The following is a 14,553-nucleotide window of genomic DNA, read 5'->3' on the forward strand; positions in this document are numbered from 1 at the left end:
CCCGCGACCCCGTCCGCGCCGTCACCCGCCCCGGCACGCCGGCGCGCGCTGGAAGTTGATCAGGCTGCCCGATCAAGAGGCAGCCCGGCCGTACGAGGTGGGCGTCGGCAGCACGAGATCCGGTCCGTACGGCGACCACCTGGTGCGGCAGCCTGATCAACTGCCAGCGGAGCACGGGCCAGCGGAGCACGGCGCCCGCCGCACCGGCACCGGCACCGGCAGCGCCGGCACCTACCAGGGCATCGCGACGAACGGCGACGCGTACTCCGGGACGTCGCGCAGCAGGGCCTCGGCCTCGGCGACGGGCGCGCGCGAGGCCTCGGCGCGCAGCAGCGGGCCGAGCAGCCGCACGTCGCCGGCGGTGGCGAGCCCGGTGATCTCCTCGTGGGCGAGCACCCACGAGGCGGCCGCGCGGATGCGCTCCTCCTCGACCAGCGGCTCGTACCACGTCGCGTACTCCTGCGGCGGCAGCTCCTGCCCCGCGACCGAGCCGGGCCAGTTGCGCCGCGCGACCGTCTTGATCGTCATCAGGCCGACGTCCTGCGCCTGCACCTCCGCGACCAGCGCCTCGTACGCCGCGCGCCACGAGGAGTCGCGCCACAGCACCGGGTTCAGCGGCGTCAGGACCGTGGCGAAGGGGTGCCGACGCAGCGCCTCGAGGTGCGTCTCGGCGGCGTGCGGCCCGTGGCCGGTGATGCCGACCTCACCCACGAGGCCCTCGTCCTTGGCGCGGAGCGCGGCCTCGAGCGCGCCACCGGGGCGCGTGCAGGCGTCGAGCTCGTCGAGGTCGCCGACGGCGTGCAGCTGGATGAGGTCGACGCGGTCGGTCTGCAGCCGCTCGAGCGAGCGGTTGATCGACGCCCACGCGGCCTCGGCGTCACGGTCACCGGTCTTCGTCGCGAGGAAGATGCGGTCCCGGATGCGCGACATCCACGGGCCGAGGCGCAGCTCGGCCTCGCCGTAGCTCGCCGCGACGTCGAAGTGGTTGATGCCCCCGTCCAGCGCCTCCTGGACCGAGCGGTCGGCGACCTCCTGCGTCACCCCGCCGAGCGCTGCCGCGCCGTAGATGAGCACCGAGCTCTGGTGGCCGATCCTGCCGAGTCGCCGCGTCTCCATGCGCCAGTCCTACCACCGGCACCCCGTCGGCGCACCGCCCGACCGGCGCTCAGCCCCAGTTCTGCCGCAACGACAGGCAGAACGGGTGCCCGGCCGGGTCCAGCAGCACCCGCCACGTCTCGCCCGGCTGCGGGTCGGCGAGCGTCGCCCCCAGCGCCGTCGCCCGGCCCTCCGCCTCAGCGATGTCGTCGACCGCGACGTCGAAGTGGAACTGCTTGCTGCCGTGCGGGTTCGGCCACGCCGGTGGGGCGTAGTCCGCCACCTCCCCGAAGCCGACGGCCGGCCCGTCCGGGCCCTTCAGCATCGCGTACCCCTCGCCGCTGGCCACCGTCTCGAGGCCGAGGAACTCCGACCAGAACGCGGCCACGGGGCCGACCTCCCGGCAGTCGAGGGTGACCATGGCGAGGGTCGGGGTGCTCACGGCGGGTGTCCTCCTCCGGACCGGGTACGCGGCGGACCCCCAGCATCGCGCGGCGCCGCCCGCGCGGCTTGGAGGAATGCGACAGGGTGGACCCATGGCGGCAGAGCCGGTGGCGTCGCGCAACGAGCGGGCGGCAGTCCTCTACCCCGAGCGCGCGCGCGACCGGGTCGCGATCGGCCGCGGCGCCGTCCCCGACGAGCTCGCGGAGCTGGTCGACTACGCGTGGTGGGTCGCCTGGTCCCTGCAGGGGACGCACCGGCAGCAGGTCATCCCGCGCCCGGTCGTCCACCTCGCGGTCGAGGTCGTCGACGGTGAGCCGCGCGCGCTGGTCCACGGCATCCACCTGCGCATGTTCGAGCGGCGGCTCTCCGGGACCGGGAGCACGGTCGCGCTCGCCTTCCGGCCGGGCGGGTTCCGCCCGTTCCTCCGCGGCCCGGCCTCCGCGCTGCGCGGGCGCGAGGTGCCGGCGGCCGAGGTGCTCGGGGTGGACGACCGGGCGGTCGCCGCGCGCGCCCTCGCCGCCCCGCCCGAGGACGGCGCGGCCGTGCTCGCCGAGTGGCTGGCCGACCTGCCCCGGGAGCGGGACCCCCGCGTACCCCGCCTCGCGGCGCTCGTCGAGCGCGTGGCCGTGGACCGCTCGCTCGTCCGCGCCGAGCAGCTCGCGGAGCTCGCCGGCGTCACGCTGCGGACCCTCGAGCGGCAGTTCGCCGACTGCGTGGGCGTCGGACCGAAGTGGGTGCTGCAGCGGGCCCGGCTGCTCGACGTCGCCGAGGCCGCCAACTCCGGCGGTGACGTGGACTGGAGCGCGCTGGCCGCCGAGCTCGGCTACGCCGACCAGTCCCACCTCATCCGGCACTTCACCGCGCTCGTCGGCTGCCCGCCCGCGACGTACGCCGCCCGCGCCCGGGCGTCCGGGCCCTAGACCAGCCGGCGGTCCGCCGCCCAGCGCGAGAGCTCGTGCCGGTTGGACAGCTGGAGCTTGCGCAGCACGGCGGAGACGTGGGTCTCGACCGTCTTGATGCTGATGAAGAGCTGCTTCGCGATCTCCTTGTACGCGTAGCCCCGCGCGATGAGCCGCAGCACCTCGCGCTCGCGGGCGGTGAGCCGGTCGAGGTCCTCGTCGGCGCCCTCGACGGGCTCCGCCTCGACCGTGCCGCCGGCCGCGAAGGCGTCGAGCACGAAGCCCGCGAGCCGCGGGGAGAACACGGCGTCGCCCTCGGCGACGCGGACGACGGCGTCGGTGAGCTCCGGGCCCGTGATGGACTTGGTGACGTAGCCGCGGGCGCCGGCACGGATGACGCTGATGACGTCCTCGGGCGCGTCGGAGACCGACAGCGCGAGGAAGCGCACGTCGGGGAGCTCCTTCGCGAGCGCCTGCAGCACGGCGACTCCGCCCCCACCGGGCATGTGGACGTCGAGCAGCACGACGTCGGGCCGGGCCGTGCGCACGACCTCGATCGCCCCGGGGGCGTCCTCGGCCTCGCCGACCACCTCGAGGGGCTCGCGCAGCTCCGCGCGCACGCCCGTACGGAACATCCGGTGGTCGTCCACCAGCACGACACGCACGCTCATGACGCCGCCTCCTCCTGCTTCCGCCGCAGCGGCATCACCAGCGAGACCTCGGTGCCCTCGCCGGGCGCCGAGCGTACGGTGGCGCGCCCGCCGTGCCGCTCCATCCGCCCGAGGATCGAGCGGCGCACGCCCAGCCGGTCGTCGGGCACGTCGGCGAGGACGAAGCCGGGCCCGCGGTCGCGCACCCACACCTCGACGGCCTCGGCCCCGACCTCCGCGTAGACCGAGACCGCGGCGCCCGCCCCGTGCTTCGCCGCGTTGACCGCGGCCTCGCGCACGGCGCCCAGCACCGCGGTCACCGGCTCGGGGACGAGCCCGTCGAGCGGGGCGTCGCCGACCGTCACGACCTCGATCGCCGTCCCGTGGGCGTCCTCGACCTCGGCGAGCGTCCGTGCGAGGGCCGCCGCGAAGCTCGCGGCCGTCTCCGTCTCCGGGCGGTAGAGCCACGCGCGCAGCTCGCGCTCCTGCGCCCGCGCGAGCCGCGCGACCTCGCGCGGGTCGTCGACCCGACGCTGGATCAGCGTCAGCGTCTGCAGCACCGAGTCGTGCAGGTGCGCCGCGACCTCGGCGCGCTCCTGCTCGCGCACGCGCGCGGCCCGCTCGGACTGCAGGTCGCGGGCCATCCGCACCCAGTACGGCAGGGTGACCAGCGCGAGCCCGGCGACGAGCACGAGCGCGGACACCAGCGTGCGCACGGTGACGGTGAGCCCCGCGTGGGAGCCGAGCAGCGCGACCCCGCCGACGACGACGAGCAGGACGCCGGCGGCACTGCGCAGCCGGGCCATGCGCAGGTCGGCGGGGCTGACGGCGAACCACCGCGCCCGCTGGGACTCGTCGGCCTGCCACCACACGATCGCGACACCCACCACGACGACGGCGACCGGCCAGAGCGCGGGACCGACGAGCGTGAGGCCGAGCCAGCGGAGCAGCGCGTCGCCGGCGGCGACGGCCAGCGCGACGGCGACGAGCACGGCGGCGGTGACCACGCGCGTACGCGGTCGCGGGCGCCGCTCCGCGCAGCTGTCGACGGGAGCGAGCCACCAGAAGAGCACGTAGGCGAGGACGCCGGCACCCGAGCAGAAGGCCAGCACGACGAAGGCCGCGCGCACGATGCGCACGTCGATGCCGAGGTGCGCGGCGAGCCCACGGGCCACCCCGCCGCCGACGCCGTCCGGGAGCCGGACCAGGCGGGGCGCCGGCTGCCAGGGGGTGTGCGCCGCGTCCACTCCCCGATGGTCGCAGGCGGCGGGCCTCCGGGGCATCGGGGAGCACCCCGGGTACGCCCGCGTCGAGCACCAGGGTCGGCTCAGGGGAACACCCGATGGTCGTCGGGCCCTCCCGCCCGCCATCGTCAGTGCCATGAGCCAGTCCGCCCCGCCACCCCCACCGCCAACATCGCAGATCCCGGTGCTCTCGCGCTTCCGGCGCAGCCGGTCCGACCGCAAGGTCGCCGGCGTCTGCGGCGGCCTCGGCGCAGGGCTGGGGATCGACCCGCTCGTGCTGCGCGTCGTCTTCGTGCTGCTCACGGTGTTCGGCGGCGCCGGGATCCTGGCGTACGCGCTCGCCTGGCTCCTGCTCGCCGAGCCGGAAGCCGCTGAGGCGCCGGCCGAGGCGCTCGTCCGTGGCCGGGGGGACTCCTCGGTCGTCCTGCCGATCGTGGGAGTGGTCGTGGGGATCGCCGCCTTCGGGCACACGCTGGGCAACGGGCCGACCGGGTTCGTCGTCGTCCTCACGCTGCTCGCGCTCGCCGCGGTGGTCGCGGTGGGCGGCGAGGGCCGCCGCGTACCCCCTCCGGCGGCGCCGCGGCAGCCGGACGCCTTCGGACGGACCGCCGGCACGGCGTACGCGACGCCCGGCCGTGCGACGGGCTTCCCCGCTCCCCCGGCGCCCCCGACGACCCCGGCCGCCGGCCCCGGCTGGACGCCGCCCCCCGTCCCCGCGCGTCAGCCGCGGCCGCGCTCCGCACCGCTGCTCGTCCTCACGGTCACCGGAGCGGTCCTGCTCGCGGCAGCCGCGACCGTGCTGGCCCTCGCGGCCGGGGAGCCCGTCGGCTCCGGCTGGGTGCTCGGCCTGCTCCTCGTCGGCGTGGGCGGCGGCCTCGCGGTCGCCAGCGTGTGGGGACGGCCGGGGCTGCTCCCCGGGCTGGGCGTCGTGCTGGCCGCCGCGCTGGTCCTCACCACCGCGGTGCGCGACGACGTGCTGCGCGACACGGGCAGCTCGGTCGGCAGCGTGCGGTTCCACCCGCTCTCCGCCGCCGACGTGCCCGCGCGCTACGAGCACGCCGTCGGCAGCACCACCGTCGACCTGCGCGACCTGCCGCTCACGGGCGGCACCCAGCACGTCGCCGTCGCCTCCGGCGTGGGCCGCGTGCTGGTGCTCCTCCCGCGTACGGCCAAGGTCGACGTGACCGCGGAGGTGCGCCTCGCCGGCCAGATCGACCTCCCCGGCGAGGTCCTCGGCGGCACCGACCACCTGCGCGAGCACCTGGTCCTGCCCGGCACCTCCGCCGGGACCCTCGACCTCGACCTCGACCTGAGCATCGGACACCTGGAGGTACGGCGATGAGCGACTCCCCGACCGTGGACCTGGACAAGGAGGAGCCGACGCCTCCCCTGCAGCCGCGCAGCTCCCAGCACCGCTTCGACCCGCTGCCGCTCGTGCTGGGCGCAGTGCTGGTCGCCCTCGGGGTGACGTACGCCGGGGCGGACGCCCGCGACCAGCACGTCGACGCGTGGGTGACGACCGCCGTGCTCGTCGCCGGGGTCGCGCTCGTGGCCTTCGCCGCCGCGGTGCGCGCGGTGGTGCGGGCGGCCCGGAGGTAGCCCGGTCCTCCCGCGTGCAGCGGACCCCCACGAGGTGCACCGTCCCGGGTGCACCTCGTGGGGGTCCGCTGCACTGCGTCGTCGCCCAGGTCGCCGGGCCCAGCAGGTTCAGGATGCGGTGACGAGGGGCACGACGGACGCTGGTAGTAGGACCCACCGCCAACGCCACCCCAGCCCGCCAGGAGGACCCCCGTGACCACGCTCCAGGACTCCCGCCGCACCGGGGTGGACCCCGACCGGCACCCGCTGTTCAGCGCCCTCGTCGGGCTCGCGACCCTCGGCATCCTGCTCCAGGGGCTGTGGGCCGGCCTGTTCGTCCACGAGGGCAAGGAGTACGAGGACACGTGGGTGCACGTGCACTCGATCGACGGCGAGGTCACCATCGTCCTCGCGCTCCTCGCGACGGTCGTCGCGTTCCTCAAGCTGCGGCGCAGCCGCCCGGAGCTGCTCGCGGGCTCCGCGGCGCTGACCGTGCTGCTCATCGTCGAGGCGTACATCGGCGGGCTCATCGGCGACCACAGCGGGCTGACCGCCATCCACTTCCCGCTCGCCCTCGCCCTCATGGGCCTGGCGGTCTGGCTGCCGGTGCGCACGCTGTCGCGCCGCGCCTGACCGAGTCCCTGCGCGAGCAGGACCCCGGGACAGCAGCGGGCCCCCGCCGGTCGGTCCGACGGGGGCCCGCTGCGTGCGGCGGCACGCGGTGCGCGTTGCGTGCGCGGTCAGACCGCGGCGCCGGTCCGCTCCGTGCGCTGGCCGGGGAGTGCAGCAGCGGTGAGCGCCAGCTCCTCCTCGGGCAGGTGGAACTCCGGCCGTCCCTCGATGTGCGGGTCGGGCAGGCGGCGGTCCCAGGAGGCCGGGATCCACCAGTTGCGCGTGCCCAGCAGCTGCATCACCGCGGGGACGAGCAGCATGCGCACGACGGTGGCGTCGATGAGGATCGCGCTCGCGAGGCCCACGCCGATGACCTTGAGGATGACGTCGGGCGCGGGCACGAAGGCCGCGAAGACGGCCACCATGATCGCGGCGGCGGCCGTGATGATCCGGCCGGTGCCCGCGAGGCCCTCGGAGACCGCGCGGCTGTTGTCGCCGGTACGCACCCACCACTCGCGCATGCGGCTCAGCAGGAAGACCTCGTAGTCCATCGAGAGCCCGAACAGGATCGCGAACATCAGCACCGGGATGAAGGCCGGCAGCGGCGTCGCGGTCTCGATGCCGACGAGCTTGCCCGCCCAGCCGCCCTGCAGGACCAGGCTCACCACGCCGTACGCCGCGGCGATGGAGATGAGGTTCATGACCGCGGCCTTGACCGCGACGACCACGCTGCGGAAGGCGACGAGCAGCAGCAGCATCGAGAGCCCGACGACGCCGGCGACGAGCAGCGGCAGCCGCTTCGAGACGTCGTCGGTGGAGTCGATCGCCGAGGCGGTGACACCACCGACGTGGACCGTGTCACCGGTGCCGCGGGTCGCGGTGGGCACGACCGAGTGGCGCAGCCGCTTGACGAGGTCCTCGGTGGCGGAGGCCTGCGGGCCCGTGGTCGGCACGACGGTGAGCACGGCGGTGGTGCCGTCGGGGCTCGCGGTCGCCGGCGTCACCGCGGCGACCCCCTCGGTGCTGCGCAGGGCGGTCGTCAGCCGGTCGAGCGAGGCCGTGCTGCCCTTGGTGCCGAGCTCAGCGGCCAGCAGCAGCGGGCCGTTGGCGCCCTTGCCGAACGCCGCGGCCGCCATGTCGTACTCCTGGCGCACCTGGCGGTCCTTCGGCACGTTGCCGGAGTCGGGGAACCCGAAGCGCAGCGTGCTCAGCGGCAGGGCGAGCACGGCGAGGACCGCGACGCCCAGGGCGGCGAACACGACCGGCCGGCGCTGCACCGTGCGGCTCCAGCGGACCCACAGGCCGGTGGACCCGGGCCGGGAGCGCCCGGTGAAGGGGATGCGCAGGGAGTTCACGCGGCGCCCGACGACGCCGAGCATGGCCGGGACGGCCGTGGCCGCCGCGAGCATGACGACGAGCACGGCGACGATCGTCGCCAGCGCGGCGCCGCGCATGTAGCTGAGCCCCATGCCGAACAGCCCGAGCATGCTGATGACGACCGTGGTGCCGGCGATGAGCACGCTGCGCCCGGCGGTCTCGGCCGTGGCGATGACCGCCTCCTGCGGCTCCCGGCCCGAGGCGAGGTTCTCGCGGTAGCGGCTGACGAGGAGCAGGACGTAGTCGATGCCGACGCCGATGCCCATCATCGAGGCGAGCGAGGTCGACCAGTCGGGAGTGGCGGTGATGGCCGCGACGACGCCCACGAGGCTGGCGCTGACCCCGAGGCCGAGCACGGCGGTGAGGATCGGCAGGCCGGCCGCGACGACCGAGCCGAAGGCGAGCAGGAGCACGAGCGCGGCCGCGACGAGCCCGATGCCCTCGGAGCCGATCGCCCCCTGCTGCGCCTGGTCGATGCTCTGGCCGCCGACCGCGACCTGCGTGCCGCCCTTCGAGGCCGCGACCGCGAGGTCGATCACCCGCTGCGCGTCGGCCTTCGGCATGTCGACGGGGTTGGTGACGTCGAGCCGCGCGTGGGTCAGCACCGTACGGCCGTCCTGGGACACGTCGCCGGGCGAGGTGAACGGGTCGTCCACGGCCGCGACGTGCGGGACCGCGCGGATGCCGTCGAGCAGCTGCTGCACCTCGGCCTTCTGCGCGGTGACGGGCCCCGCGGTGCGCACGGCGATGTCGATGGTGTCGCCGGCCTGGCTCGGGAAGTGCGCCTTGAGCAGGTCGGTGGCGGCGCGCGAGTCCGAGCCGCGGACGGTGTAGTCGGCCGAGAACGACCCGCCCCAGAGCGAGGAGGCGGTGGCCGCGGCGACGACCGCGACGATCCAGAGCGCGAGCACGCTCCACCGGCGGCGGAAGGAGAAGGACGCCACCCGCCCGAGCACGCCGGGCACCGGCGTGGGGAGCGGCGCGGGCGGGCGGGGCGGAGCGGACGACGCGCTCAAGGGGGCCTCCGGGTGGGAAGGGCTGTCAGTACCGTTACGAGTCATCACTGTTTCGAGATGTCGTAGTGTCTGTCAAGTGCTTTCAGGCAAGAACAGGGTCGACACGCCCTAACGTCGGGTACGAGGAGGAGCCGGAGGGACGCGCCTCCTCCTCCAGGACTCCTCCGCGAGGAGGACCCGACGGACGGCAGACGGGAGAGCGGTGAGCACGCGACGCGAGATCACCCGGGCGGCGACGGTGGCGGAGATCAAGCAGACCGCGCTGCGCCTGATGCGCGAGCAGGGCACGACGAACATCCGCTTCGCCGACATCGCCCGCGCCATGAGCATGACGGCGCCTGCGCTCTACCGGTACTTCTCCGGCCGTGACGAGCTGCTGACCGGGATGATCGAGGACGCCTGGACCGACCTCGCCGACGAGCTCGAGAAGAGCCTCGCCGACGTGCACGAGCCGGACCCGGTGGCGGAGTTCCGGGCGGTCTGCGCCGCGTACCGGCGATGGGCGCTCGCTGACACCGCCCGGCTCAACCTCGCCTTCGGCCTCCCGGTGCCGGGGTACGCCGCCCCCGCCGAGGGCCCGCACATGGACGGCGCGGCCCGCGCGTTCAGCGCCATCGCCGGGACGGTGCTCCACGCCGAGGCGCTGGGGCACCCGGTCACCCCGCTCACGCCGCCGATGAGCCCCGAGCTCTGCGCCGAGCTGACCCGCGGCAAGGGCGTCGAGCACCCGCCGGCTGCGCTCTCCCCCGAGCTCACCCAGGCGCTGCTGCACACCTGGGCGAGCCTGCACGGCTTCGTCACGCTCGAGGCCAACGGGCACTTCCACTGGGCCAGCGGCCAGCACACCGTGCAGATGTTCGACGGGCTGGTCAGCGGCCTGGCGGGCTACATCGGGCTCATCGAGCCGGTGCGGCCGGCGCCCTAGTCAGCATGCTCAGCGGCACGGGGCGCCCGCGCAGCGTCGCGTCGCCGGGGAGCGGCTCGTCTCCCCACCACCACGTGCCTCCCGAGTCCGGGACCATCTCTAGGAGGGTGCGGCCCAGCGGTTCGGCGAGGTCGAGCACGGCGATCGATCGCGCGAGGTCGACGGCCGGGTCCCCGTCGTCGAAGCGTGGCAGGCTCCCGTCGTCGACCAGGCGGCGGCGCAGACCCGTACGGAAGTCCCACCACGGGTGGGTGTAGACGACGTAGAGCACGGGCTGCCCGTCCTGCACGGCCGCGCGCACGTCGAGGAGGCACACGACCGGGAGCCCGAAGAGGGGGTGGCGGACCGCCTCGGGCAGCGCCTCAGCCACGGCGGCCGCGAACCCACCCGGCGACTCCGCGACGCGCTCGCGCGCATCCGGCCACAGGTCGGGCTCGTCCACCCGACGAGGCTAGCCGCCTAGTCCAGCAGCCCGTCCGCGATCGCGGTGGCGAAGCTCGGCGCGAGCGGAAGCCGCGGCACGAGCACCGCCTGGTACGCGTGGTAGACGTCCGGCTTGCCGCTCCACACCGTCGCGGCGGGACGGTTCTCCGGGTCGAGCTCGTGGCGCCAGGACCCGCCCTCGAGGTCGAGCAGGTGCTCCCGCGCGTACGCCCACCAGGTGGCGTAGTGCTCGGCGTAGGACGGCTCCCCCGTGGCGGCGAACAGGCTCGAGGCCGCCGCGAGGCCTTCGGCGACGACCCAGTGCAGCCGCTGGCGGACGACCGGCGACCCGTCCCAGTCCGTGGTGTAGACGAAGCCGTCCGCGCCGTCGGCCGCCCAGCCGTCCGCGACCGCACCGCGGAAGAGCTGCTCCGCGCCGTCGCGCAGCTCGCGCGGCGCCTGCTCCCCGAGGGCCGCGGCGAGGTCCAGCGCCAGGCGCGACCACTCGAGCGCGTGGCCCACCGTCGCGCCGTACGGGCGGAACTGGTGGCCGGGGTCGGCGCGGTTGTAGTCGGGCAGCGGGGTCCAGGAGCTGTCGAAGTGCTCGGGGATCCGCCAGTCGTTGCCCGCCGCCCAGCCGAGCACGCGGGTGGTGATCCGGAGCGCGCGCTGCCGGTAGCGCTCGTCGCCCGTGACGTCGGCGACCGCGAGCAGCGCCTCGACGGTGTGCATGTTGGCGTTGACGCCGCGGTAGTCCTCGAGCTCGGTCCAGCCGCGGTCCCAGACGTCGACGACGAGACCGTCGTCCTCCCGCCAGAACCGCGCGTCGTGCACGGCGAGCGCGTCGTCGAGCAGCTCGCGCGCCCCGTCCCGGCCGGCCCGCAGCGCGGAGGACGCCGCCAGCAGGACGAAGGAGTGGCCGTACGACTCCTTGGCGTCCTTCACCGGGCCGTCGGGGCCCACCGCGGCGTACCAGCCGCCGTGGACGTCGTCGTGCAGCCGGCAGCGAAGGGCGCGCACGCCCTCGTCGACGAGCGCGGCCGTGCTCTCGTCCCCCGCGAGCAGGGCGAGGGCGGCGACGTGCGTCATCCGGCAGGTCAACCACAGCTCGACCGGGTGCTCGCGCACCAGCCGGCCCTGGTCGTCGAGCCAGCCGAACCCGCCGTCGGGGTGGACGCTGCTGCGGGCGAAGTCGACCAGCCTGGCGGCCTCGGCCGTCAGCTCCGCGCGGTGCTCGGGGGTGGCGGGGCCGGAGGAGGCGTCGGGCGTGCGGAGCAGCGGCGTCATGGCGCTCCCTCGGGTCGGCGGGGTGGGGCGGTGCGGAGCCTAGCGACCGGGGAGCGCGGCCTCGTACGCGAACAGCTCCATCCCCGGCCGGCAGCGGCTGGCCTCCAGCGTGTGCCCGACCCGCCGCTCGACCAGGACCTCGACCCCTCCGCTCGGGAGGGTGACCGGCACCCGCGCCGTGCTGCCGTCGGGCCGTGCGGGCCCGCACTCCACGTCGCCGCGGGCGAGCAGGCCGAGCTGCGCGCGGACCTCGACCTCGGCGGTCTGCTGCCACGGGTCGTACGACGCGCGCCCGCGCATCGTCGTCGGCCGCACCTCACCCGCGAGCGCGGCGGCGAAGGTCGCGAGGCCGCCCTCGGCCTCGACCCGCCCGTGGAACTCGCCGTGGGGAGCGACGACGAGGTTGCCCGCGAAGCGGTCGCCGCCGACGTGCGAGCACTCCCACGCCGCCTCGCCGTACGCCTGGGCGAGCGCCGCCGCCACAGGACGCCCGTCGACCGCGCAGCAGAGGTCCTTGGTCCCGTGCGTGCAGACGAGCGCGAGCGGGCCCGCCGGTGCGCCGAGCCCGAGCGGCTCCCCCGCGGCCAGCGCGTCGAGGGGGACGTCCGCCAGCGCAGCGAGGTCGGGCACGTCCAGCGCCTCGAGCCAGGACGCCGTACCCGCGCAGGAGCCCAGGTGGACGCGGCGCGCGCCCTCGTGCAGGGCGCCACCGCCCGGCCGGCGGACCAGCAGCGTGCGCAGCCCTGCCTCCCGCGTGAGCCGGGCGACCGTCGCGCGCACGTCACCGGGGAGCGCGGCGAGCACCTCCTGCAGCGCGGTGCGCGACCACGGCCCGGGCTGCTCGAGGAGCAGCCAGCGGCGTACGGGCGGGGCCGTCCCGACGCCGGACTCCCCGGAGGCCCGGGACGCTACCGCGCAGCGGGAGGCGGTGGGCTCGGGCGAGGGCACGCCTCACCCTAGGTGACCTGCACGAGTGCCACCCGTTCGGCCGCTCGTCCGTCCCTCCCGCCTGCCGAGACTCCCAGGGAAGGAACGCGCACGCCAGGAGGGCGGCGCGAGCAGTGGTCCAGGAGGACGCATGGCACGGGTGCTGGTGGTCGAGGACGACCAGGACGCGCGGCTGCTCATCAGCGCGTGCCTGCGTCGCGCGGGGCACACCGTGCTCACCGCGGAGAGCGGCTACCAGGCGCTCTCCCTGGTGTTCGAGGAGGGCCTGCCCGAGGCCGCCGTGCTCGACCTGCACATGCCCGGGATGGACGGCTTCGACGTGCTCACCGCACTGCAGGCGACCGGCCTCGCGGGCGCGAACACGGTCGTGCTCACCGCCGTGCAGGGCAGCTCCGCCCGCGCCGCCGTGACCGCCCGCGGCGCGCACTACCTCGCGAAGCCGTTCTACCCCAGCGAGCTGACCGCGGCCGTCGAGGAGTGCACCTCCGCGGCGTAGCCGCGACGACGGGCTCCGCGGGCAGCCGCGACAAGCGGACCGCAAGGAAGCGGCAGCTCGCGTACGGACTCTGGTCCCACGGGCGCACACGGCGTCCGCGGACCCGAGGAGATGCTCGACGTGGCACACCACACGATCCCGACCACCCGGCGGCGGACGGCCTGGCCGGCCGTGGTCGTCACCGCCGGCGCGGTCGCCGGCGGCCTGGCAGCGCCCGCCGCCAGCGCGTACGCCGGGGAGGCCAGCGCGACGACGGCTGCTGCCTGCGACCTCACGGCGTACACCCCGCCCACCATCACCTCGCTGGGGACGGGCCCGGCGGCGCTCGACGTCCGCTCCGGGCCGAAGGACGTCTCGCTCACCGTGGGGGCCAGCGACGACGACCGCGGCGTGTCCAGCGTGCAGGTGCTGCTCGCGTCGCCGAAGGGCCCCGGTGGCAAGCAGTCCTACGCGTACGCGACGCTGCGCCGCACCGCGGGCACGGCGCTGAGCGGCACGTTCTCGGGCAAGGCGACGGTGGCCCGCTGGGTCGTGCCGGGCGCCTGGTCGGTCGAGAGCGTCATCGCGACCGACGCCGGCGGCGCCGTCGCCTTCCTGCAGGAGAGCGACCTCGCCGCCAAGGGCTGGCCGCACCAGGTCGACGTCACCTCGACGCCCGACCTCGTGCCGCCCGCGGCGACCGCGCTGACGATCGCTCCGGTCCGCGTCGACACGACCCGCGCGGTGGGCAGGGTCCACGTCACGGCGCAGGTGGCAGACGGGCTGTCGGGAGTCCTCAGCGCCTCCGTCGAGCTCACGCCGCCCGGGTCCAGCGAGCCGACGGTCACCGGTCTGCTCCGCCGGACGTCGGGGACGGCGCGGAAGGGCGTCTTCTCCGGTGACGTCGTCGTGCCGCGCTGGGTCGGCAAGGGCGCGTGGAGAGCGCAGGCGCTGCTCGTCGACGGGGCTCTCAACACCCGGACGTACGCGACCCGCGACCTCGCCGCGAATCACTGGACCTCGCGCGTCGCCGTCGTCTCCGGGACCGATGCGGTGGCCCCGACCCTCTCGGGCGTCACCGCCACTCCGGCGACCGTCGACACCCGGGGCGGGACCGCGACCTTCAGCGTGTCCGCCACCGCTCGCGACGCCCTGTCGGGGGTCGCGTCGGCCCGGGTCACCTGGACCAGCCCCTCGGGGCAGAGCGTCACGGCCGACCTGCAGCGGGCCTCGGGCAGCGCTCAGGTGGGGCGCTGGACCGGGACGGGGACGTTGTCCGTCTGCTCGGAGGCGGGGGCGTGGAAGCCCAGCGCCACCGTCCGCGACGTCGCGGGCAACGAGCGCGTGGTCACCGCCGGACTGCCGGTGCTGACGGTGCTCGGCCGCGACCTCTCCGCCGCGGCGACGACCCCGCCCGCCGTCGGGGGCGACCCGGGGACCCCCGATGCTCCGGACACCTCCGGCACCCCCGCCGCCGGAGATCCGCAGCCGGTCTGGGGCGGCGACAACGGCTGAGGGCGCCCTCCCCGGCCGCCCGACGCTGCGTACGCCGACAGGCGCGGCAGGCCTGGTCCCCCCGG

General features: G+C 75.7%; 15 protein-coding genes. 7 read left to right on the top strand and 8 right to left on the bottom strand.

The features are described 5' to 3' along the window. Positions 1–231: 231 nt before the first annotated feature. Positions 232–1,116 (bottom strand): aldo/keto reductase, encoded by an 885-nt coding sequence (locus EV189_RS10330; protein WP_130492784.1) that lies wholly within the window; start codon positions 1,114–1,116, stop codon positions 232–234. Between the two features lie 49 nt (positions 1,117–1,165). Further along, complete coding sequence (locus EV189_RS10335; RefSeq protein WP_130493003.1) at positions 1,166–1,516, bottom strand: VOC family protein; 351 nt, start codon at positions 1,514–1,516, stop codon at positions 1,166–1,168. Between the two features lie 115 nt (positions 1,517–1,631). Between EV189_RS10335 and EV189_RS10340 the strand changes: the two genes are divergently transcribed. Then, positions 1,632–2,459, top strand: coding sequence for a helix-turn-helix domain-containing protein (locus EV189_RS10340; protein WP_130492785.1), 828 nt, complete (start codon positions 1,632–1,634; stop codon positions 2,457–2,459). On the opposite strand, the gene EV189_RS10345 is transcribed toward EV189_RS10340, so the two are convergent. Both EV189_RS10345 and EV189_RS10350 read right to left on the bottom strand, forming a co-directional pair. Further along, positions 2,456–3,109 carry a response regulator gene (locus EV189_RS10345; protein ID WP_130492786.1) on the bottom strand — a complete coding sequence of 218 codons (654 nt, stop codon included), beginning with the start codon at positions 3,107–3,109 and terminating at the stop codon, positions 2,456–2,458. The two genes, EV189_RS10340 and EV189_RS10345, sit on opposite strands and share 4 nt — an antisense overlap. After that, the gene (locus EV189_RS10350; RefSeq protein ID WP_231116253.1) at positions 3,106–4,335 is read right to left on the bottom strand and encodes an ATP-binding protein; all 1,230 of its coding nucleotides are present in this window, start codon (positions 4,333–4,335) and stop codon (positions 3,106–3,108) included. Before EV189_RS10350 ends, EV189_RS10345 begins: the two co-directional genes overlap by 4 nt. Positions 4,336–4,468: 133 nt before the next feature. On the opposite strand from EV189_RS10350, the gene EV189_RS10355 reads away from it, so the two are divergent. From EV189_RS10355 to EV189_RS10365, 3 genes are all read left to right on the top strand, one after another. Next, complete coding sequence (locus EV189_RS10355) at positions 4,469–5,674, top strand: PspC domain-containing protein (protein WP_165400236.1); 1,206 nt, start codon at positions 4,469–4,471, stop codon at positions 5,672–5,674. Further along, positions 5,671–5,931 (top strand): hypothetical protein, encoded by a 261-nt coding sequence (locus EV189_RS10360; RefSeq protein WP_130492789.1) that lies wholly within the window; start codon positions 5,671–5,673, stop codon positions 5,929–5,931. Before EV189_RS10355 ends, EV189_RS10360 begins: the two co-directional genes overlap by 4 nt. Before the next feature lie 192 nt (positions 5,932–6,123). After that, positions 6,124–6,543, top strand: coding sequence for a COX15/CtaA family protein (locus EV189_RS10365; RefSeq protein ID WP_130492790.1), 420 nt, complete (start codon positions 6,124–6,126; stop codon positions 6,541–6,543). 107 nt (positions 6,544–6,650) lie between these two features. On the opposite strand, the gene EV189_RS10370 is transcribed toward EV189_RS10365, so the two are convergent. Continuing rightward, the gene (locus EV189_RS10370; protein ID WP_165400237.1) at positions 6,651–8,915 is read right to left on the bottom strand and encodes an MMPL family transporter; all 2,265 of its coding nucleotides are present in this window, start codon (positions 8,913–8,915) and stop codon (positions 6,651–6,653) included. A 202-nt stretch (positions 8,916–9,117) separates the two neighbouring features. Here EV189_RS10370 and EV189_RS10375 point away from each other — a divergent pair, with 202 nt between their 5' ends. Then, positions 9,118–9,840 (top strand): TetR/AcrR family transcriptional regulator, encoded by a 723-nt coding sequence (locus tag EV189_RS10375; protein ID WP_130492792.1) that lies wholly within the window; start codon positions 9,118–9,120, stop codon positions 9,838–9,840. On the opposite strand, the gene EV189_RS10380 is transcribed toward EV189_RS10375, so the two are convergent. The 3 genes from EV189_RS10380 to EV189_RS10390 are packed head-to-tail and all read right to left on the bottom strand — an operon-like array spanning position 9,812 to position 12,498. Then, entirely contained in the window at positions 9,812–10,282 is a 471-nt protein-coding gene (locus EV189_RS10380) for a hypothetical protein (protein WP_130492793.1), read from the bottom strand. The two genes, EV189_RS10375 and EV189_RS10380, sit on opposite strands and share 29 nt — an antisense overlap. 17 nt (positions 10,283–10,299) lie before the next feature. Further along, entirely contained in the window at positions 10,300–11,550 is a 1,251-nt protein-coding gene (locus tag EV189_RS10385; protein WP_130492794.1) for an AGE family epimerase/isomerase, read from the bottom strand. A gap of 39 nt (positions 11,551–11,589) precedes the next feature. Beyond that, complete coding sequence (locus EV189_RS10390; protein WP_130492795.1) at positions 11,590–12,498, bottom strand: sucrase ferredoxin; 909 nt, start codon at positions 12,496–12,498, stop codon at positions 11,590–11,592. Positions 12,499–12,628: 130 nt separating this feature from the next. Here EV189_RS10390 and EV189_RS10395 point away from each other — a divergent pair, with 130 nt between their 5' ends. Together EV189_RS10395 and EV189_RS10400 are read left to right on the top strand one after the other, a co-directional pair. Then, positions 12,629–12,994 (top strand): response regulator transcription factor, encoded by a 366-nt coding sequence (locus tag EV189_RS10395; protein WP_130492796.1) that lies wholly within the window; start codon positions 12,629–12,631, stop codon positions 12,992–12,994. Between the two features lie 120 nt (positions 12,995–13,114). Beyond that, positions 13,115–14,488, top strand: coding sequence for a hypothetical protein (locus EV189_RS10400; RefSeq protein ID WP_130492797.1), 1,374 nt, complete (start codon positions 13,115–13,117; stop codon positions 14,486–14,488). Positions 14,489–14,553 lie beyond the last annotated feature (65 nt).

This window comes from Motilibacter rhizosphaerae (assembly GCF_004216915.1).
Classification (GTDB): Bacteria; Actinomycetota; Actinomycetes; order Motilibacterales; family Motilibacteraceae; genus Motilibacter; species Motilibacter rhizosphaerae.

Excerpts from the sequence above, each read along its gene's own strand:
- EV189_RS10385 (WP_130492794.1), bottom strand. The coding sequence starts at position 11,550 with ATGACGCCGCTGCTCCGCACGCCCGACGCCTCCTCCGGCCCCGCCACC.
- EV189_RS10360 (WP_130492789.1), top strand. The coding sequence starts at position 5,671 with ATGAGCGACTCCCCGACCGTGGACCTGGACAAGGAGGAGCCGACGCCT.
- EV189_RS10355 (WP_165400236.1), top strand. The coding sequence starts at position 4,469 with ATGAGCCAGTCCGCCCCGCCACCCCCACCGCCAACATCGCAGATCCCG.
- EV189_RS10345 (WP_130492786.1), bottom strand. The coding sequence starts at position 3,109 with ATGAGCGTGCGTGTCGTGCTGGTGGACGACCACCGGATGTTCCGTACG.
- EV189_RS10330 (WP_130492784.1), bottom strand. The coding sequence starts at position 1,116 with ATGGAGACGCGGCGACTCGGCAGGATCGGCCACCAGAGCTCGGTGCTC.
- EV189_RS10340 (WP_130492785.1), top strand. The coding sequence starts at position 1,632 with ATGGCGGCAGAGCCGGTGGCGTCGCGCAACGAGCGGGCGGCAGTCCTC.
- EV189_RS10395 (WP_130492796.1), top strand. The coding sequence starts at position 12,629 with ATGGCACGGGTGCTGGTGGTCGAGGACGACCAGGACGCGCGGCTGCTC.
- EV189_RS10335 (WP_130493003.1), bottom strand. The coding sequence starts at position 1,516 with ATGGTCACCCTCGACTGCCGGGAGGTCGGCCCCGTGGCCGCGTTCTGG.